Annotated in this window: 6 protein-coding genes; all 6 read left to right on the top strand. The window is 71.1% G+C overall.

Annotation, left to right across the window (positions count from 1 at the left end):
• Positions 1–20 precede the first annotated feature (20 nt).
• Entirely contained in the window at positions 21–17,189 is a 17,169-nt protein-coding gene (locus tag FHS37_RS32640; protein ID WP_184827921.1) for a UvrD-helicase domain-containing protein, read from the top strand.
• An 11-nt stretch (positions 17,190–17,200) separates the two neighbouring features.
• Positions 17,201–17,470 carry a hypothetical protein gene (locus FHS37_RS32635; protein ID WP_184827919.1) on the top strand — a complete coding sequence of 90 codons (270 nt, stop codon included), beginning with the start codon at positions 17,201–17,203 and terminating at the stop codon, positions 17,468–17,470.
• 111 nt (positions 17,471–17,581) lie between these two features.
• On the top strand, positions 17,582–18,205 hold the full coding sequence (locus tag FHS37_RS32630; protein ID WP_184827917.1) for a hypothetical protein: 624 nt from the start codon (positions 17,582–17,584) through the stop codon (positions 18,203–18,205).
• A 12-nt stretch (positions 18,206–18,217) separates the two neighbouring features.
• Entirely contained in the window at positions 18,218–18,427 is a 210-nt protein-coding gene (locus tag FHS37_RS32625) for a hypothetical protein (protein ID WP_184827915.1), read from the top strand.
• A 146-nt stretch (positions 18,428–18,573) separates the two neighbouring features.
• Positions 18,574–20,442, top strand: coding sequence for an NUDIX domain-containing protein (locus FHS37_RS40645; RefSeq protein ID WP_184827913.1), 1,869 nt, complete (start codon positions 18,574–18,576; stop codon positions 20,440–20,442).
• Between the two features lie 224 nt (positions 20,443–20,666).
• Positions 20,667–21,959, top strand: a complete 1,293-nt coding sequence (locus FHS37_RS32615) for a phage major capsid protein (RefSeq protein ID WP_184827911.1) — start codon at positions 20,667–20,669, stop codon at positions 21,957–21,959.
• The last annotated feature ends 81 nt before the right edge of the window (positions 21,960–22,040 follow it).

The raw sequence follows: 22,040 nt of genomic DNA, 5'->3' as shown, positions 1-22,040 counted from the left end.
CACTGTGCATGGTCCGCGGCATGCTGAATCGCCCCGCTGCTGCGCACGCTGAGTTGCAGGCCCTGAGTGACGCCCTCGAGGTCAAGGCCGCCCGCCGTAAGTGGAACCCCGCCCTGCACCCGCGCGACAGCAAGGGCAGGTTCATCGAGACCGGCGGCACTGTCCGCCTGTGGGGCGGCAAGCTCGCGCGCGTCGTCCGAGCACTCCCGCATGACCGCATCCTCGTCCAGGACCAGAGCGGCCCGAACGAATTCCGCGGCCGCCGACACACCACCAGCGCCAAGTGGGTGTCAATGGTCACCCGCCCCGACGGCACCGCGCCCACCGAGGACCAGGACAAGGTCGCGGCGGAGGACGAGAAGCGCCGCAAGGACCCGCGCCGCGGCAACGGCCTGGCCCGGGACGACGACGGCGACCCGGACACCCCGAACGACCCGCACGACGTCGACGACCAGGGCCGCCCCATCGGCGACGATGACGGCGACGGCCCGGACGACGATGACGACGAGGACGAGCCGGCCGACGGCCGACACCCCCTCAACACCGACGCCCTGCCGAACAAGCGGCACGAGAAAGGCTCCCGATTCAAGGACGTCGCAGCCGTCCGCCAGCACTTCCACCAGCTCGCCGCACGACCCGACACAGGGCCGGACATGGACCGGTTCCTGCGGTCCGTCGCCGAAGACGACGACCTGGTGACCAACCGCACCGGCGGCCTGGCAATCCTCCGCGACGACTCCAGCGGCCGCTGGTACCTGACGGCCACCGGCACCGGTCAGCGCATGGACGCCGCCGGCGACTTCGACTCCCCGCAGGAAGCCTCCCGGTTCGCCGACCACCTCGCCCAGACCACCGCCGACACCGCGACACCCGGCGGGTTCGACTTCTCCAACCCCGACCTCGACCGGGCCGCCGGCTCCTGGCGCTCCACCAAGGGCGAGAACATCCAGGCCGCCATCACCCGGGCCCGTACAGAGTTCGACACCACCCCCCGGCCCACGGCGAAGAAGACCACAGCACCCAAGAAGCCGAAGACCGACGCTCCAGGCGGTGAGCGCCGCTTCGCCACCATCAACGCTGTCCGCAAGCACTGGGAGAACGGACCCGACCCGGTTCGAGAAGGAGACGACAGCGAACGCTCCCGCAGGATCCAGGCGAAGAACGGAGAGACCGCCGCCCGCAAGCTCCCCCGCGCCCAGCTCTCCCCCGCCGGGCACTTCGTCCTCGTCCGGCGAGGAAACGTGTGGGACCTTCACCACACCGGCACGTCCCTGCTGGTCGCTCACGGCTTCGCTTCAAAGCCTTCGGGCATGGCGGCGGCCCGCGACCTCGAGGCCGTGCGCGGTGATGACGGGCAGCCGCTCGACTGGAGCACTCCCGGAAGCTACACGTCCCACACCGAGGGCACGGGCAAGGCGGCCATCGCCAAAGCCCAGGCAGACGCTGACGCTTCCCAGGCCAACAAGCGCGCACAGAACCAGCCTGGCCAGAACGAGAACGCTCCCGGAACGCAGAACGACCCGGCTGCGGGCACCGGCGAAGGAAACACCGACGCGTCCAGCAGCGACACCCCAGAGACGGTCAGCCGCGACAGCCTCAAGCACGGCGACCGCGTCACCGTCACCATCAACGGCCGTGACATCGAGTGGCCGGACAGCACCCGCAGCATGCCCAAGCCGGGAACGGTCACCGTCGAGGGCACTATCGCCTCGACCTACTCGCCCGGCCCGGGAACGACCGGCGCGCCCCTGGTGGACGTCACGCTGACGGGCCCGGACGGCAAGGTGATCGTGTCTGGCGACACCGCCCGCGTTCTGCGGATGCCGACGCAGGTGCAGGTGTCCGGGAACACCGACGGTTTCACCCCCGAGGAAGTCCGCGCCGACCGTGTGCGCGTTGGTGACGTCGTGGCACGTGGCATGTTCGGGCACGTCGTCACCCGCGTGGACCGGTACGAGGGCGGCCGCACCTTCACCACCCGCAGCCTCGGCGGCCGCGAGGAGATCGATCAGTTCGGCGCGCGCCCCGGCGACATGCTGTCCGTCGTCCCCAGGTCCCGCCGGCGTCTGGAAGACGTGCAGCGCGACAGCGGTGCCCGTATGCAGGCGCATCCCGCCGTTGGTGATGCCAGGGTCGCGGCCAGGGATGTCATCAGCGACTGGGGCAAGGTCAACGAGCTCGCCGAGCGGCAGTGGCCGGACGGGGCGCCGGAGGAGTTCCGCGCCCTGGCCCAGCACATGCAGAACGTTACGGACGCCCCGAAGGGCCCCGAGGGCTACCAGCAGAACGCGGACGCGATGCGTGGCGCTCTTGCCGCCCTCGAGGGCCTGGACACCGAGAGTCTCGACCAAGACCTGCAGCGGGCACTGCTGCAGCTCGATGACCGCCTCGACGCCAACGCCGACCGGTTCGAAGCCGACGCCCGAGCGATCCGGGAGGCCAGGCGGAAGAAGGAGACCGCGGCACAGGCACAGCAGCGCGCGCAGGAACTGCAGGCGCGGCCGCCGGTCGCCGATCTCGACACCGAGCAGCTCAATGCCGAGCGGGCTGAGCTCGCCAGCGCTCGCCCGTCATACGAGACCGACGAGATCACCAAGATCCGTAAGCAGCGCCTGACCGACGTCGAGGCCGAACTCGCGCGCCGCGAGAGCGACAACAACCGCAACAACTCGGAGCCGGCGGATGAGCCACTGCGCTACGCGTGGGACAAGCCCGAGGACTTCATCACCCTGACCATGCCGGAGGCCCTCGCCGACTTCCTCAGCACGGAAGAGACCGCGGCGATGGAGGACCCGGACACCCGGAAGGCCCTCAAGGAGGCCAAGAAGGGCCGCAACGGCACGCTCAGGGTGACCGGGCCGGTCGAGGTCCACCGCGCTCTCCTCGAGTGGGCGTGGACGATGGCGGGCGGCGAGGGCCTGGAGTCCGACCCGGATGAGGTTCGGGCGTACAACACCTACACCAAGCGCGTTGACCAGGCTGCGGCTGAACTGCGGGAACGCCGCGCGCAGAGAGAGAAGGACACGCAGGCGCCGGACGCCGACGGCACCGATGACGCCGACGGCACCGATGACGCCGACGGCACCGATGACGCCGACGGCAGTGGTGACGGCGGTGATGGTGACGGCACCGTCAGCATGTCGCCCGACGAGGTGTCCGAACAGCTCGACGCGATACGCCCGGAAGGCTCCAAGGCCCCGTCCACCATGACGGACCCGGAGATCCGCGAAGAGATCGTCGCCCTGATGGAGCGGGACATGGCCGGGGAGCTGTCTGGCGCCGACCGCACCCGCATGCAGGTCCTCGAGGCGGAGGAGGCCCGCCGCGCCGGCCGCAAGCCGAAGCAGGAACCGAAGCCGAAGCCGAAGCAGCCCGTGGAGGAGCCGGGCGGCCTGTTCGACGTCGACCAGCCGGCCAACACCGGGCCGAACAGGGCCGCGGACCTGAACAACCCCGACGACCGGGCCGCCGACGAGTTCGGCACCCCCGACATGTTCGCGGACGCCGAGGGACGCGACACCACCAACCTCCGGGAGGCACAGCTTCGCGCGCCCATGGACCTGGAGTCCGGGGACCGGTTCCTGGACAGCGGAGGCCGCGCGCGCACCGTGGCGCGGAAGCCCGTGCTCACCGGTCGCGGTCGCGTCCTGGTCGTCGACGAAGACGGCAAGGAGCACCTGCTCCCGTCCGATGTCGAGGTGCGGGTGCTGTACCCGGACGAGGCCGCGCCCGAGGTGCCGGACACGGACGCGCCGGAGGCCCCCGAAGGTGACGCCCCGGCCACGGACGCGCCCGAGGCGCCGGAGAACAGCGCTCCGGAGACCCCGGAGAGCGACACCCCCGCCGCGGGCACTGTGAACCAGCCGCCAGCCCCGCAGCCGGAGGGCGAGGCGGGCAGCACCGACCCGATCGGCGACCGCGAACCGGCCGACATGAGCGCCGAGGAGATCGAGAACGAGGTCGACGGCCTGGAGGACGTCACCCGCGCCCTGGAGGAGTCCACCGACCCGCTGGAACTGGCGTACCGGCTGCGCGCTGAGCGCCGGCTGTGGGCGCTGCAGCGGGAGGAAGCCGACCGCTGGGAGCGGGAACCGGAGTACGACAAGGACGGCAAGCTGGTCGAGCCGTCCCGCGGCAGCATCCTCCTCGACCGCGTCGGCGGGTACGGCCTGAACCAGGACGAGGCCCGCGGCGCCGTTTCCAGCGTGGACGAGCTGCCGCCCGCGAAGCCCGGAGGCTACTCGGACGCCGACTGGGAGCGGATCGAGGCCCAGGCGTCCGCCGGCGAGGCGTACCCGCCCACCGACGAGCAGCGGGTCATCATCGAGGGCGCCGCCCGCCGCGGCCTGGACATGCGTGTCATGGCGCTCGCTGGCACCGGCAAGTCCACGACGCTCAAGATGCTGTCCCGGCGCATGCCGAACAAGCGGATCCTGTACCTGGCGTTCAACCGGTCCGTGGCCGATGAGGCGATCGAGTCGCAGCAGCGCGGCGAATACGGGAAGAATCTCACCCCGACCACGGCCAACGCGTACGCGAACAGCATGGTCGACAAGGACCTGCTCGAGCGGTTGAAGTGGCCGCGCCTCAACGATCAGCAGCTCGCCGACCGCATGCGCTGGTACGAGCCGATCCAGGCCGGCGGCGACTCGCTGTCCCCGCGCCGGGCCGCACACTACGCCAACGAACTGCTCTCCGCGTGGGTCAAGTCCGACGACGACGACTTCGCCGAGCACCACCTGCCCGAGGAGCTCCGCAACCGGGCGGCCGTGTTCGCGGCGGTCAAGCCGCTCGCCGAGCAGATGTGGGCCAACCTCACCGACCCGAAGGCGAAGAACAAGGACCGCGACCTGCCCCTGTCGTTCGACCACCCCGTCAAGATGTGGGCACTGTCCCGCAGGGTGCCGGACACCGATGTTCTGTTCTGGGACGAAGCGCAGGACGTGAACCCGGTCATGGAGGGCATCGTCCGCAACATCCGCGCCGCCGGCATCCAGGTCGTCGCGGTCGGTGACTCCAACCAGGCCATCTACGGCTTCCGGGGCGCCACGGACGCCCTGGGGCGGCTCCCCGCAGACGCCACGGCCACCCTCACCCAGACGTTCCGCTTCGGTGACGCTGTCGCCGACGCCGGTAACCGGTTCCTGCGGCTGGTCGGCTCCCGGATGCGCCTCAAGGGCTGGGACCGCAAGAACTCCCACATCGGGGAGATCAACCCGGGCGACGAAACCATGCTCATCGCCCGCACCAACGCCGGCGTCGTTCTCGGCGCCGTGGAAGGACTACAGGCCGGTCGGAGGGTTGCCGTCTCCGGAGGCCTCAACGACCTGCGGAAGTTCCTGGAAGCAGCCGAGGCGCTCCGGGACGGCAAGCGCACCAAGCACCAGGACCTGGCCCAGTTCAACGGCATGGCCTGGGAAGACATCCGCGAAGAGGTCGCGGGCGACAAGAACCTCAAGCAGCTCGACAGCATGTTCAAGCTGATGGAGCGCCACAGCGAAGACCTCGAGGCGCTCCTGAACGCGGTGCGCATGCCGCGGCCGCTGGTGGAAGACGACGGCGAGCACATGTGGGTCAAGCTCGCTTTCGGCGACAGCAACTTCGAGACCACGAAGGAATGGCTCAAGCGCCAGGGCTTCGGCTGGGACGGCGTCAGCAAGCGGTGGGGGTACCCGCCGCCGAGGAAGGGCGATTACGTCCCCGAGGACGAGCGCGCCCGGATCCTGCAGAAGGTCGAGCAGTACATCGCCGACCGGTACACCGCCCCGCCCAGCAGCAGCGGCGGGCAGGTCGTCGACCAGGCCGCCCCGCACGATCTCCTCGTCTCGACCGCCCACAAGGCCAAGGGCTTGGAGTCCGAGCGCGTCCGCATCGCCAGTGACTTCTTCACCCCGAAGGAGACACCCGAGGGAGGTATCGACTGGGACACCATCCCCGGAGACGAGGAGCTGCGCCTGGCGTACGTCGCGGTCACCCGCGCGACGGACGTCCTCGACATGGGGTCCCTGGGGTGGGTCATGGACGCCACCCGGGGCGACGACCCCATGGAGGAGCCTGACGGCGACTACACCCGGGACTGGAAGATCAGCGACTTCCAGGCTGGCGACCGCGTCACCTTCTGGTCTGAGGACGGGGAGAGCGTCCTCGCGGGGACCGTCTCCGCGATCGACGGCGTGGAGCTGCGCGTCCGCACGGAGGACGGCCGCACCGCGCCGATCACCGCAAGCCGTGTCGTGCGCCGCAACGGGCAGGACCAGCCGCGCCTGGACGTGGCCAGCCCCGAGGAACTGGACGCGGCCCTGAACAGCGGCCAATTCGTCCCGCCGCAGCAGGGGGGTGCGGTCCGCATCCCGCGGCAGGAGGTTCAGGAAACCCTCAATCAGATCCGCCCCGAGCCGACCGGTGGGCAGGACGACAACGACAGCAGCGACAACACCGATGCTGGCAGTACCGGTAACGGTGGTGACAGCTCCGAACCCGCCGCCACCAGTGACGACGATGGCGACGAGACGTCGATCGCCCGCACCCTGCGCGACCGGTTGCCCGCGCTGCCCCCGCTGCCCCCGGACCCGGGCGACCACATCCGGCACATGGGGAAGCGGGAAATACTCCTGCAGATCCGCCGCCCTTACGAGCACGCTGCGGCCCACCTCGACGGCATCCTGTCGGGGAACCCGCCGACCGGCGACAACCGCGAGGACCTGCGCAGGGCCCGCGTCCGTATCGCAGAGACCGCTGAGGCTCTCGACCGGTATGAGGCCGAGCTGCCGGACCTCGAACAGACGCGGTCCGTGCGCGCAGAGCTGCAGGACATGGACGCCGTCATCGACCAGGCCATGTCCGCACTCCCGGAGCGGACCCCGCAGCCTCGGGGCGAAGGCCCCAACGGCGGCACGCTCTACCACCCGTCGGACCTGCGGGACGGCGACCTGATCAGTTTCCAGGGCACTGAGCCGATGGACACACGGAACCAGGTCCACACCTACCGCGGCATCTTCCACGACCTGTCGATGGGCACCCCGAAGGACCACGAGACGGGCGAGACGGCCATTCGCCTTGAGCGGATGCTCTGGAACGAGGAAGCCCAGCAGTGGGAAGGCGACAACCGGGTCGAGTACGGCTACCTTGCGCCGGGCGACCTGGTGGAGAAGTTCACCCCGGAGCAGTGGGACGCTCTGCAGCGCCCCGAGCAGTCCAACACCGACGACTCTGCAGGCGCCGAGGAGATTCCGCTGGCGCCGATCGGCGACACACCGCCGATTGCGATGAGCGACGACGAGATCGCGGCGGAACTGGAGGCTCTGGAAGCGTGGCGGCAGCGGCACGTCGTGCCGAGCGGCGAAGGCCCGCGCGTGCCCCGCAGCGATCTGTCCCCCACGGTGTCGAGGATCGGCAACCGCCGCGGTGCGCTACTCGAGGCGCAGAACCAGCGTCAGGCCGTCCGTATACGGGAGGAGCAGGACGCGCAGAAGGCCCGGGAGAAGGCCGACGCTCTGGCTCGTGCCGTGGTAGGCAAGAAGGCCGCCGACGGTAGTTCACCGGTGTCTCTTGACGGTGAGCAGATCGGCACGGTTGAGAAGCTGGGCAGCAAGTGGTCGTACACGCACGTTGACGGCACCAGCAGCGGCCCCCTCCTCAAGTCCAAGGCCGATGCCGTGGCTGGCCTCGTCCACCTGGTCGACTTCCGCCGCGAGCAGGAGGAAGAACTCGCGCGGAACGACGCCGCACGCAGTGAGACCCCCGACGGCTGGGTTCTCGGAGACCGCGAAGACGTCGCCGAGAACGACATCATCCGCGTGCCACGCATGCGGAAGGACCGAGATGGCCGCCCGTATCCCGAGGGCTGGAACGCGCCGGTCCGTGTCACCCGCGTGGAGCGCAGGGACGACGGCACGACCACCGTGTCGTTCGTCAACTCCGACGGTTCGTATGCGTGGGGAAGCCCGCTGTTCCTGCGCGGTCCCGACGACACGTTCGCGTGGGCCAGCGACCGCACACGGCCGGAGCCGACCCCGGCGTGGCACCACGAGCTGCGCGCCCGCATGCGCGACATCCACGACGACATTCTCACCCTGCGGAACCACTCCGAAGGGATCGACGACCAGGACCGCATACAGCGCCTCCAGGACCTGCTCGAGCGCGTTGAGGACGGTAGCGAGGACCTGCAGGCCGACCTTCGCCGCCTCGTCGGCGAGACCGCGTGGCTCAAGGAGGAGTTCGACAACCCTGATCTGCCGTACGAGACGCGGAGATACAGGTCTTGGGCCTCTGCTGCGCACAACAAGGCGCGGCGGGCGCTCGAGCACCCCGATTTCCAGCAGGGCAGCACGGATCCGGTGCAGGACGACGAGTTCGCGGCGGTGCGGCAGCGCTACGACGGCGACATGGTTCCCGCCTCCGAGATCCGGCTCGGGGACTGGGTGCACACCGTCTCTGCAGACCCCGCTTACAACGAGCCGATGCACATGGTGGGGCGCGTCATCGGCGTCACACCGGTGCTCAGCAACGGACAGGTCCGCATCGAGGTTGAGGCGGATGTAACGCTCAACGGCACGGACACCGTCCGGGCCGAGTTCGCGATGATCCGCGCCACTGACCTGGTGGAGCGGCTCCCGGAGGGCAACCCCGGACGAGAGGACTCCTCCGACCTGGCACGTCGGATCGAGGCCGATCACGGTCGGCGTCGTGCGGCCAAGGTGCGTGTGCCGGAGGGCTGGCAGGCCGTTGACGGCTCCCAGATCCAGCCCCGCCCCGGCGACCGCTTTCGGATCGTCGCGCGCAGGGGCGGCGGCTCGGGCCCCAACTCGGGCCCCGAGCACATGAACATCACGGTGGAGCGGCCGGCCCAGCGAGACGGCTACTGGCGCGTCAAGAACCAGCCGCTGAGCTTCCGCCCGAGCGACATCGTGGCCATTCCCGATGGTTCCGATGCGCGCGGCAGGGACGACGACGCACCCGAGAGCGGCAAGCCGAACACGGACGGTCCGGGCAACGCTCCGGTCCTCGGTGGTCAGGCCGCCGCTGCTCCCGACGCGGGCCCTCGCCGGTTCTCGAGCGTGGACGAGGTGCGGGACCGCTGGAAGCGCGGCGACTTGGACCCGGCACCTCACGCCGACATGGTGCTGCCGTCCCACAAGCACGGCATGCGGTCAACGGATGCCGACACCGACACGCTCGAGCTGTCCGAGGGCGGCCGCCTGGCGGTCTTGCAGGTCTCCGAGGACATTGGGCCCGTTTGGTCGGTCGTGGCGCCGGGGTCCATGGCGGTCATCGCTCGCGCATACAACCGTGACGATGCCCTTGCACAGGCGCGGATTTTGGAAGGGGTCCGTGACACCGATGGCAACCTCTTCCCGTGGGACGCACCGGATGCGGCGGAACGCGCACTGACGTTCCGCGGCCCCGACGGTGAATCGCTGGGGACAGTGGTCGCTCAGCGCATGGTCTCCCAGGGCGGAGACGAGGGGGTACACAGCTTCTGGCAGAAGGAAGCGCGGAGGTACCTCGACAGCAAGCGCGAGCTCAGCAACTACTACGACGAGTGGCGCACGCGGCAGGAGGCGGACGGGTACACGATCCCGCTGAACCCGTTGGACACCCAGGCCGGCGATGAAATCACGGTCCTGCACGCCTATCCCGGCCCTTACGACTCGGGCCCCCGCACCGCTGGTATCACGAACCGCGCCCGGCTCGAGGATTCCGCGCGCCCTGACCCGCTCGGCCAAGGCGCGATGTTCCCCTTCCTGGTCGACTCGCATTGGTCGGTGCGGACTGAGGAGAGCCCGGAGTTTACGGACGAGCAAGCCGATAAGACGGGAAGGGCACTGATTCGGTCGCTGCGTTTTCGGAGCACGGCCGACCGCCCCGAAGCCTTCCGTCGGCCGAGGCCTGGGGAGCGCGACGCGGCAAGCCAGGACGGCGACGACCGAGCGGCGCGTGCGCAGGCTCTGTTCGGCGAGGGCCTGAATGCCGTGGGCGGCGAGTCCCTCCCCGAGATGCAGGAGCTGCGTGACCGCCTGGACCGCGCGGACGACGCCGACGACCGGGACGCGGAGCTCCGCGACATCGCCGACCGCATGGACGCGCTCGCCGAGCAGTACGAGCTCGCGGGCCCGCAGGGCGAGCACGCCGCCGACCGGTTCCGCCTCGCCTCCCGTGCCGCTCGCGGTGAGCGGGACCAGGACAACGAGCAGCAGAACAGCCAGGACGAGGAGCAGCAGAACCAGAACACCCCGGAGAACGAGGGCGAGCAGGACAACGACAACGAGCAGCAGGACCAGGACAACGAGGAGGACAACCAGCGACGCCGGGACAGCGACCTCGACGGAGGAGCAGCCGACCCCGACGGCGAGCCTGACGGGGGCGGTGCAGACGCGCCTGGCGACGGAGGCGACTCCGGCGACAACGGCGACGGGCCCGACAACGCCGACGGTGGGGAGGACGGCCCGGACGACGGCAACGACGACCAGGAGGAGGATGAGGGGAAGCGCCGGCGTCGGCGGAGGCGTCGTAACCGCGACGGCGGCAACGGCGGCCCCAATGGAGGCGGCCCCGGCGGGCCTGGCCTGCCACACATGAACATGCCGGAGTCCGATACGCCCTCCGGTGAAGGCGACGAGGGCGACGGCCGGACCCCGGCCCGGCACCGTGACGTCGACTCCCTGCGCAGCGCGTGGAAGGCCGGCGACGGCCTCACCCCGGCCGAGGACACTCCAGAGCGGCGTGCCCACCTGGCCGAACTGGCGGACCGTGAAGGCCTCGCCCTGTCGCCCGAGGGCGGCCTGGCGATGTGGCCCGAGCAGCAGGACGACGGCAGCACCGTGTGGCGCTTCGCTCAGGCCCGCAACGGCACCAACCTGCCCGGCATCGCCCTGACCTCCGACAACCCCGAAGAGGCCAGCGAGCTCACCGCACGGTTCGAGGACCTCACCGACCGCAACGGCGACCTGTTCGACTGGAATCAGCCCTGGGGCCCGGCGGCCGTGGCCGCATGGCGCGACGGGGAAGGCCGCAACCTCCCGCAGGCACTCCGCGCGGTTCAGGAGGACTACGAGCGAGAGCGGGCCAGCGCGTTCGTCCTGCCCGAGGACCTCACCACCCTGGACGACGCCGAGCTCGAGGCCGCCTACCTGCGGGGCTTGGGCCCGAAGGACGAGCTTCGCGTCATGGCGGAGATGGACCGCCGGGACGGCTACGTCGACGAGAAGGTCCGCGCCGCCATGGGGGACACCCCGCCGGCGAACGCCGAAGAGGCCGAGCGCGAAGGCAAGGCCATGGACGCGGCTCTCGGCTTCGGGGACACGGACGTCACCCAGCCCGCTCCGGCCACCCCAGGGAACCTGCGCCGGGAGTTCGACGCCCTCGATGAGGAGCGTTTCCAGGCCGCGATGGAGGCCACCGGCGGCCGGTTCCTCTCGCCGGAGGCTGAGGCCGCCGGCGTCGACCCCCGCGAGGTGTTCTCCGGCCGCAAGTACAGCAACAAGCGGGCGAAGGAACTGGCCTCGCCGGAGCTGAACCTCTGGCTGTTCGGTGACGAGACCACTGCGGGCAATGGCCGGCTCACGTACTCGCAGTACCGGCAGCGGGAAGCCGACCGTGCGCTGCACCTCGAGTTCGCCGACTGGAACGAGGCCCGCCACCGAGCCGCGATCGAGTTCACGAACGGCTACTTCTACAAGCAGAAGTACAAGTACAGCGCGGACAAGCCCAACGAGACGGAACTGTTCTCCGGCGGCAGCCTGTCCGCGGGTGACCGGTGGAGGGAGTACGCCAGCGAAGAACTGGTGGAGTGGTACGACCTCAACGGCGGCCGCGTCACCTTCAACCAGTGGAAGCAGCAGCGCCGCGAGAACGACCGCATCGCACGGCACCAGTACGAGGAGGAGCAGCGCGCCGGGTCCGCAGAGACGGACACCCCGCAGCCCCTCACGGCTGACGACGTCGCCCCCGCCCGGCCGTTCGATCCCCAGCGCGCCGAGAACATCGACGACGCTGTGCTCCGATACGGAAGTGCTGACCGAGCCGACGCGTTCGCCGACCGTGCGGAGCTGCGCCCGGACGGGGACGGCGGCGCACAGGCCGTATGGCTGGACGGGCGCCGGATCGGCACCGTCTCCATCCATTCCGCAGCCCCCGGTACGGACCCGGTCTGGGACGCCCGGCCCTTCTTCGGCCTGGGCAACGACCGCGCCAGCCGCACCCGGGACCGGAACCTGGCCGTTGCCAACCTGGTCGTGCAGGCAATGCAGGATGGCCCCGCGGACCCGGCCAACCCGGGCGAGGACGTGTGGGACTCGGTCATGCTGCGCCTGGCGGGCACGGACCGGACCCTGCCGGAGCTCCCGGAGTCCCTCCGAGACATCCCGGAGGCCCGCGCCCGGTACGACCGGCTCGCCGCGATGGTGGACGCCTTCCGCGACGGACGCTCCCCCAGCGGAGATCTGCGGGACGACCTGGTGCAGGCACGCGATGACTTCGCGTGGCTGCGCACCGTACTGGCCGACAGCGAAGAGGGCGGACAGCCCGAAGCGCTCTTTGACCTCGACGCCCGCGCGGCCTGGGCCGGTCGTCTCCTTGACGGCTTCGCCCCGGACAGCAGCCGCGAGCGGCCGCACACCTACGACCAGCCGGGTAGCACCGACGCGTCGTCGACCACGCCGGCCACGGACGGCAGCACCCCGAGCCCCGCGGACCCCGCCGACGGGTCGAGGAAGCCGGAGCCGGAGGGGGAGCCGGCCCCGGTCGGTGGACAGCCCGCCCACTGGGCCCGCGTCGAGGACCTGGTGCCCGGCGACATGGTCCGCATGGACGGCACCACCAGGAAGGGCAAGCCGCTCCAGCGCGCCGGGTACGTCTACAAGGGGCCCGAGCTCGTCGACGTGACCCGCCGCGGCCGCACCACCCAGGAGTGGCGCACCTGGGTCACCGAGAACCCCGACGGCACCGGTGCGGGCGGCAACGTCTACACGACGCTCAACGCCACCGCGGCGCGCGCCGAAGCCCCGGACGACGTCACGCCCGGCTCCCCGGCCACCGGCGCCCAGAGCGCGGTGCAGACCGGCAACATGCCCGAGCGGGTCCCGTCCGACCGCAACGGCCGTGCCCTCTTCCCGGGAAGCGCCGTTACCGGCGTGCGGGGCATCCGTACCCAGGAAGGCACCGTCACCGGCGCCACCGATACCACCGTGTCCGTGCGCTGGGACGACGACGACACCGAGGACGGCATCAGCCCGACCACGCTCGCCGTCACCGACAGCGCCCGCCCCGACGGCTGGACGTCCGACGGCCACCAGGTGCGCCCCGGGCACGTCGTCACCGACACCGACGGCGCGCTCCTCGGGCCCGTCGACGAGGTGGAAGGCGACAAGGTCACCGTCAGCACCGCGCAGGGCACCACCACGCGTAGCGCCGGCGATCTGCGTGTCACGGGCGAAGTCAGCGACACCGCCCCCGGCACGGCCCCCGTGACGGACATCGACCACCCGGCGGCCGCCGACCTCAAGGAAGGAGACGTCATCATCCTGGACCGCGATGGCGCGCTCGCCACGGTGGCGGTCACCGGCACCCGCCGGGACGGCGACCGGGTCACGGTCGAGTACGCCGACACCACCACCGGTGAGGTAGGCGAGATCGACATGGACGCCGCGGCGATCCTGCCGCGCGCGAAGGGAGAGAACGGCAACGCCCCCGAGCTGGGCCCGGACGACGCGCCGGACGAGCCCGAGGACCTGACCGTGCACGAGCCGCCCCGCCCCGTGGATCCGGTGACCGGAACCACCATCGACCCGGACCTCACCGAAGGTGACCGGGGCGTCATCGACGACCACGCCAGCGGCCCGGACGACAACCCGGACGCGCAGCAGGCCGCCGCCCGTATCGCCGCGGACCTCCCCGTCACCCCGGAGCAGGCCGCCGCACTCGCTACGCAACTGCGCCAGTCCGCCGACCCGGCGACCCCTGAGGGCCGCGCGGCCCTGCGCGCCGCCGACCACCTGGACCAGGCCGCCGGCCGGACCCCGCCCGCGGGCTTTGACCGGCCCCGCCCGTCGAACGTGGCGCAGCTCGGCGAGGGCGACCTGATCGCCATGCCGGACGAGCGCAACGGCGACCGGTTGGGCATCTTCCGCGTCATCGACATCGAGGACGCCCCCGGCGGCGTGCGCAGCCTGCTCTTGGAGGACGAAAACCAGGTGTGGCGGCGCCGGATCGTGCATGGGGCGATGCCTGTGTGGCAGCTTCCCGAAGCGCACCCTGCACCTCCGGAGCCGCCCGCTCAGGGTGACGGCCAGGGGGAGGACAGCGCGCCGCGCATGAGGGTTGAGGCCCGCTACCTCAGTATCGGTGAAGTGGTGAGCGTGCCCGTCAACGGCGAACAGCGCCGGATGCTGGTGGCTGAGGCGCAGCGCAGCGAGGATCGCAGGACGGTTCAGCTCCGTCTCGTCGGCCATGACGGGAGGTTCATGAGCGCCACCGTAGGCAGCAGCGAAGGCTTCGAGGTGGTGGAGACTCCCGCCGCGGACGGGCCGGGCCGGGCCCTGGACCAGGAGGGCACCATGGCGGTGCAGGCCTCGAAGCTCCAGCCGGGGCAGCACCTGGTGGTGGGTAACGGCCATTCGGACGGGGGCTGGTACACGCGCCGTATTGAGGCCGTCGATGTGAGCGGCCGATGGGTGACGGTGGAGCTCGTGGGGATCGCCGGCGGCCCGACCGCCACGGTCCGCTATGAGCTGTTGGGCGGTCTCCTCGCCGAGACCGTGCTGGTCGCTGGCCGGCCGCGGCGGGCCGTGGAGTGGTTCGTGGGGAACCGGGATCGCCTGGTGGTCACCCCGGACATGGGTGACGAGCCTTCGGCCTCCGCGGCGCCGAGCACCCCGGCCTCCGCGGCGCCGAGCACCCCGGCCCCCGGCCCGGCCCCCGCGGCGGGCGCCCCCGCCCCGGACGCCGACACCACCGACGGAGACGACGACACCGACCCCTCCGGCCCGGACACCGGGAACGCCCCGGCCGCGGCCGTCCCCGACGAGCCGTCCGTGCCCATCGCCCAGGTCCGCCCCGGCAACCTCCGCGCCGGTGACGTCATTGACGCCCCCGTCAGCCGGGCCGGCTACCAGTTCAACGGCCACCGTCGCCTGACGATCATCAGCGCACCCCACCGCAACGGATGGTGGATGCAGCTCACCGGCATGGACGAGGACGGCAACGTCCACGACTTCGGCCTGCACGCCGGCCGCGCCGTGAACGTCTACGACCGGAACCGGCCCACCCCGGCCCTCCCGCCAGTCGGAGAGCTCCGCGACCCCAACCCGACCCCGCAGTCCAGCACCGACCGGATCGCCAGCGACCAGGCCCGCAGCCTCGCCGCCCGCATCATCGGCGAAGCTGTCGCGGGCACGGAGCCGCCCGGAGACATCCACGCCCTGCGCGAGCAGATCGCCCAGCGCCTCACCCCCGAGGCTCTGCGCAACGTCCGGGACGAAACCAGCCGTGACGGCGCCGATGCCCTCGACGCCGCGGGCATCACCGGCAGCGACCGAGACGCCGCACAGCAGACCCTCCGTGACACCCGGGAACAGGCCCACACGGACACCGTGCGGGCGGCCCTGCGCACCATCAACGACCTCGAGCCGCTCCCCGGCGAGAGCAACGAGGACCTGGCGGCCCGCGCCCGGGACCTCCTGCGCCTCATCCCCGGCCAAGTCGCCGACGCGCGCACGGCAACGGACCCGGATGCCGACCCCGACGTCGCGCGGGCGGTCACGGGGCACGTCGACGACGCGATGAACGCGCTCCTGCAGCAACTCCAGGCCGCCGGCGTCGACCCGGGCGACGCCGAGCGGATCGCCCGTATCGTCACCCGGCAGCTCGACGGATCCCGGCAGGCCACCGCCCGCCGGATCGCCCGCCGGATTGCCGCAGCGTCCCCGGAGGCCGCCCGGCAGCCGGGCCTCCTCGCCCGGATCGTCGCCTTCCTCATCCGCCTGGCCAAGCGCCTGGCACTGCTGGTGAAGGCCGGCGCCCGGAAGATCGCCGAGAAGTACCGGTCGGCGCGTGAGCGTCTGCGCCGCCTGCGGGCATTCCTCGGGCGCCTGGTCCGCCGGGTGAGGCAGTGGCCGGAGTCCCGGCGACTGGCCCGCCTGCACCGTGCGGTGAACCTGCCTGACACGGACGGTGGCTCGCTCGCCGGCCGGATCTCCCACTGGGCCGGTCTGATGCCGGAGCCGGGCCGGTTCGGGCAGGCGCAGCGCCGGGTCACCCTCTGGCGGCCGACGACGTGGGGGCAGCTCGCCGCGGGCCGCCTCCCGGGGATGTCGGACCGGATCCAGTGGGCGCCGGACCGGGCGGCCGACGGCGGCCCCGGCCTGGCCGCGCTTCGCCACATGGCGGCCCTGCGGGCGGCCGGCGGCGACGTCGACCAGGACGTCACCCGCCGCCTGGCCGCGGTCCTCGGGGACGACTTCGGGGACGACCCGCACGTCACGCTGCAGCACGCCGACGACTACGTCGCCACCAGCGAGCGGCGTCTGGTCAACCTGCAGGCGGCCCGTAGCAGCGCGACCATCCCGGATGACCCCGACCTCGAGATCGAGATCGACGCGGCCCGCATGGAGCTGTCGACCGCCCGCCGGGAGTACGCGGACCTGCGTGCCCGGTACGCGGCCGCGGTGCCCGACGCCGTGGCCGCGGCCCTGGCCGAAATCCGCGACGTCGGCCCCGACGGCAGCGCCGGCATCGTGTTCGGCCCGGACAGCACCCCGGACGCCGAGCGGGCCGTGCGGGGCGTGCAGCGCGTCCTTCCCCGGTCGTGGCTCGCCACCGGCGCGGTGCGCGGCGTGACGGCCGTGGACGGCGACGAGGGCCGCTACGAGCCGAGCGGGCAGCGCATCACGGTCGCCGACCTGGCCGACGAGGGGCTGAGCACCGCTGGGCACGGTCTGGCGCAGCACCTCGCCCGGCACATCGGGGACCTGGACGCGGCGCAGCGGGCGTTCTGGTTCACCCGGACCCACACGGGCCGGCCGGGCGCCCGCCGTATGCGGTCGAGCGCCCTGGACCGGCTCCTGCGCCGGCAGCAGACGCAACCGGACACCGGTGACAGTCTCGCCCGGTCCGTTCAGGCGATGTTCAACGGCGACTGGTACCAGGACGACGACCTGCGGGCGTTCCTCCTGGGCCTGATGGCCACGAGGTAAGGAGGAAGGCCGTGCTCACCGTCACCGGCTCGTTCGACGACGGTGCGACCTACACAGTGCAGATCACCGGGCGGGCCGCCCGCCCGGTGATCGGGTCGTACCGGGCTGCGGCCCTGGTGGAGCTCCACCTGGGCGAGTCTGTCTCCCTGTCCCCGACCGGCCCCGTCAAGACCGTGGCCGGGGATGACACCGCGTCCGTCCTTGCGGTGCTGCAGACGTTCACCAACGTCATCGAGACGAGCGGGGAGGTGCTGAAGAGGACCCGCGTTCCGGAGAACTGATCCCGGAGACTTGCCCAATTGGGCAAGAATGATCTTGGTTGGGGTGGCGGGTGCGGTGCGCAGGGAGCACTGCCCGGGACACAAGCCGTCGCGCTCGTCATCCTCCGCACTGTGACCAGATACGGATTCGCCATCAAGGCTCTCCCCCAGGGCGGCAAGCCTTTCGGGGAGGAAGACGACGACGAGAACGAGGAGACCGAGGGCACCGAAGAGGCCTCGCTCAAGGGCGCCGAGCCTGGCGTTTCCGACAGCGAGCCCTCCGAGGATCTCCCGGAGGACCTGCCCGAGGATCCTGCCGCGACCGCCGAACCGGCCGATCCCGCGGCGCCCCCGGCCACGGACATGCCACCGGAGGAGGCAGGCGACGCCGAGGACCCGGCCGCAGCCCCCGCACCGCCCGAGGACGACTCCCGCCCCTGGGCCGGCGACATGTACGACGAGGGCGACGAGACCACCCCCGAAGACGCGTACTGCGCCTACACCGGCAGCAACGGCGAACAGGCTTGGCTCGACCGCGCTCCGGACGGCACACTGACCGGGTGGGTCCGCGACGAGACCGGACAGGTGTGGCGGTACACCGACCCGGACGCGTGGGCGACCGACGTGGACGGCGCCCAGATGACCCGCACGCACGGCCCCGAGGGTGAGGACGCTGCGTCCGACCCCGCGGCGCCGGCCGACCCGGCACCGCCGGGGGACCGCGGTGTCCAGGACTCGATGTTCCAAGGCCAGTAAGGAGAGCCGAGAGTGCAGCTCGACCGCCAGGCCTACCTGGTCCGATTCAACGAGGGCAAGGCCGCATACGCCGCGGGGGACCCCTCCGACGCCTGCCCGTACGACCGCATCGGCGACAAGGAACAGCGGTTCGGATACCGCTACTGGACCCGGGGCTGGAATGCAGCCCGTTCCCAGGCTGAGGCGCACCCGCAACAGTCGGCGCCCAGAACAGGACACTAGGCAGACGCGAACGGCACGGTGCCCGGCGGCCCACTGTCGACCGCCGGAGGTTCCCCGCCGTGCCGAGCGCTGCTCCACCCATCAGATCCCCACGCCCCAGCACCAGTCAGCGAGGCACCAGCCGGGCTATCTACGCCGTCACCGGCGTGGTCGACGAGGTAAACGACCTCATCGTGCCCGGTGCTTTCGCCCGCACCCTGGCCTCCCGCCCCGTCAAAACCGTCTGGCACCACGGGTGGAAGGACCCCGTCGGCGTCGTCATCGAGTGCGAGGAGTGGCGGCCCGGCGACCCCCGATTCGCCAGCGTCCCCGGCTGGCCCGCCGAGGCCGGCGCCCTCGTCGCCACCGTGATCTACAACCTGCGCACCCAGCAGGGCCGCGACGCCTACGAGCAGGTCAAGCAGTGGCACGAGCACCAGCAGGCCGCGTTCTCCATCGGCTACCGCGTGCCGACGGAAGGCGCAACGCTCCGCGGCGACGGCGTCCGCGTCATCCACGACCTGGACCTGTTCGAGGTCTCCCCGGTCCTGCACGGCGCGCACCCGCTGACCCGCAGCCTTGAGGTGAAGTCCGCCGCCGGGCACGTGGGCCTCGAGTACAAGACCACGCCCTCCCACGTAGAGATCGACGTCGCCACCCCCGCGGAAGGCAAGGGCGTCAAGGTTGCGGGCCTGGTCGTGAAAGCCGCCGACACCGGCCGCGTGCTGATGCTCCAGCGCGCCCTCAACGACGACGACCCGGCCGCCGGCACCTGGGAATTCCCCGGCGGACACCTGGAAGACGGGGAGGACTCCCTCGCCGCCGCAGTGCGCGAGTGGAGCGAGGAGACCGGCTCGACCCTGCCCGGCACCGCGAGCATCGTCGGTACCTGGGTCGCCCCGAACGGCATCTACCGCGGCTATGTTGCCGTTGTTCCGACCGAGGCGTCCGTTCCCATCAACAAGCCCAGCGAAGAACGCCGCGTCGCCAACCCCGACGACCCCAAGGGCGACGCCACCGAGGTCACCGCCTGGTGGCCGATCACGTCCCTGCCCGACATGCCGCTCCTGCGGCCGGAGTGCCGCGAAGCCCCGTGGGAGCTCCTGGCCGGCGCGGCCCTCCCGCAGGGCCCGGCCCCGAAGCCGATCCGCCCTGTCTCCCCGAACATCCTCGAGGGCATCCTCAAGGCCACCCGCAACGGCGTGGCCCCCACCGAGGAGAAGTCCGCGCGCGCCGCCGTACGGGCCGCCCGCGCTCTGCCGCGCATCGAGCACAAGTCCGCCCGATCCATGGTCACCGAGGCCAAGAATGCCCCCCTGGAGGCCCCCGTGATGTCCCCCAAGCCCCTGCCCGAGTCTCAGGAACAGTTCCGCGCCCGGCTCTCCGACAAGGTCCGCGAGCTCCTCAACCAAGACGGCCAGACGTGGACGTGCATCGAGGGCACCTACCCGGACCGCGTCATCGTGTCCGTGCACTCCGAAGACGAACGCCGCAGCGCCTACTACGCGATCCCGTACACGGTCACGGCCGCCGGCGACATCACCCTGTCCAAGCCGCAGTCCGTCGAGCTCGCCACCATCGTCGTGCCGGAGGGCACCACCGCGCACCGTGCCGCCACCGAAGACGAGGACGTCGACGCGCGCGTCGTACAGCCCACCGTCGACGCACTCACTGACGCCACCGCCCGCGTCAGCAGCACCACCGCCGGCCCGGAGCAGCTCGGAGGCGTCCGCGACAAGGTGCGCGAGCTGATCGCGGCCCTGTCCGCGAAGGGGCTGGACGTCGCCACCGGCAAGGACGAGAGCGAGGAGGGGGACGTCACCACGTTCGCGCGCCGGCCGACGGCGCCCGCCCCGGTCGGACTGGACCTGTGGGACGACGACACCTTCGGCGACGACGAGGACACGAGCGACGAGGACACGAGCTGGGACGACGAAGACGACGAGGACATGGGGGCGGCCGCCCCGCCGGAGGACGAGACCGTCCGCCTGGACGCGGAGGAGGTGAAGGCCGCACTCGCCCTGATGCAGAGCTGAGTTGCACCCCAGAACCCACCCGATTCCGGCGACCCTTCCCTGCCGCCGACAACAAAACAGCAGGTCAAACTCCATGCGCTGCCCGCTCTTGACTACCCGAGCGGGCAGCGCGCGACGTTAACACCCCTCTCCCTCTTCCATACCGCCTCGCGTTGAGGCGTCCCGGTGCTGGCCGGGCGAGCGACGCACGTCAACCGCACCCCAGCATCAGGGAGAGCACCCCAATGCCCACCAGCCGTATCCAGGAGCTGCAGAAGGCACTCCAGGCGAAGTCCGCCGAAGCCGAGCGCATCAGCCAGACGTTCAAGGTCGAGGACGGCGGACAGTTCGTCGTCTCCAGCGAGCAGGCCAAGGCCTTCCGCAAGGTCTCCGGCGAAGCCGCGGAGATCAAGGCCCTCATCGACGCCGAGCAGAACCTGACCGAGGTCAAGCAGTACCTCGACGCCCCGGAGGCGCCGCCGGCCGCGGCCAGCCACTACGGCCAGCGCCCCGGCATGGAGGAGAAGTCGCTCGGTGACCTGTTCGTCGAGTCCGACTCCTACAAGCACGCCATGCAGGCCGGGTTCCGTGACAAGCCGTACATCCGCGCCGACATCGAGGGGAAGTCCATCTTCTCCCTGTCCGCCGGCACGGTGACCCACCAGGTCCTCGGCTCCGCCCAGAACCTGGGCATCGCCGAGCGGCCGTTCCGGAAGTTCCACATCCGGGACCTGTTCCCGAAGTCCACCACCAAGAACGCCGTCCTGTACGGCGCGCGAGAGACCGGCTGGACGAACAACGCCCGCCAGGTCAAGGAGCGGTACGCCGCCGACGGCACGTCGCCAGCGACCGGCGCCGAGACCGACACCTGGGGCCGGGCCCCGCGGTCCAAGCTCACGCTGACGCCCGTGATGTACCCGGTCGCCGAGGTTGCGCACCTGCTCGACGCCCACAAGAACATCCTGTCGGACGAGCCTCGGCTCAAGACTTTCGTGAATTCGCGCATGGTCGAAGGCGTGAAGTACGCCGAGGACTGGGACCTCCTCCACTCCGTCGGCGACGGCCAGTCGATCACCGGCATCTACAACACGCCGGGGGTTCAGCAGTACACCGGTCTGGCCACCGACCAGTACAGCGTCCAGATCCGGCGCGCCATCACCAAGGCCCTGCTCGCCGAGTACGACCCCACCGGCATCGTCCTGTCCCCGACGATGTGGGAGCACGTCGAGGTCGAGGAGGACAAGAACGGCGCCTTCCGCGTCGCCATCGCCGTCGCCATCGGCGCCGAGAAGAAGGTCTGGCGGTTGAACGTCGTCGAAACGACCGCGATGTCCGACACCGACTTCCTGATCGGTGCGTTCGGTCTTGGCGCGCAGCTCCACGACCGAGAGAGCGTCTCCGTCACCGTCTCCTCGGAGAACGGGACGAACTACGAACAGGGCTTGATCACGTTCCGCGCGGACGAGCGTCTCGCGCTGGAGGTGCCCCGCCCGGAGTCGTTCGTCATCGGTACCTGGACCACGCCGACCACCGGCTGATCCCGGCCCGCGCGAGGGGGTGCACCCGGGCCCGCGGGTGCGCCCCCTCCCACGTACCACCCTCACAACTGACGGAGGACG

The sequence above is a fragment of the Streptomyces griseomycini genome (assembly GCF_014203535.1).
GTDB lineage: Bacteria > Actinomycetota > Actinomycetes > Streptomycetales > Streptomycetaceae > Streptomyces > Streptomyces griseomycini.
This window is presented reverse-complemented; position numbering and strand designations above follow the sequence as displayed.

Coding starts and splice junctions, on each gene's coding strand:
- FHS37_RS32615 (WP_184827911.1), top strand. CDS start 20,667: ATGCCCACCAGCCGTATCCAGGAGCTGCAGAAGGCACTCCAGGCGAAG.
- FHS37_RS32640 (WP_184827921.1), top strand. CDS start 21: ATGCTGAATCGCCCCGCTGCTGCGCACGCTGAGTTGCAGGCCCTGAGT.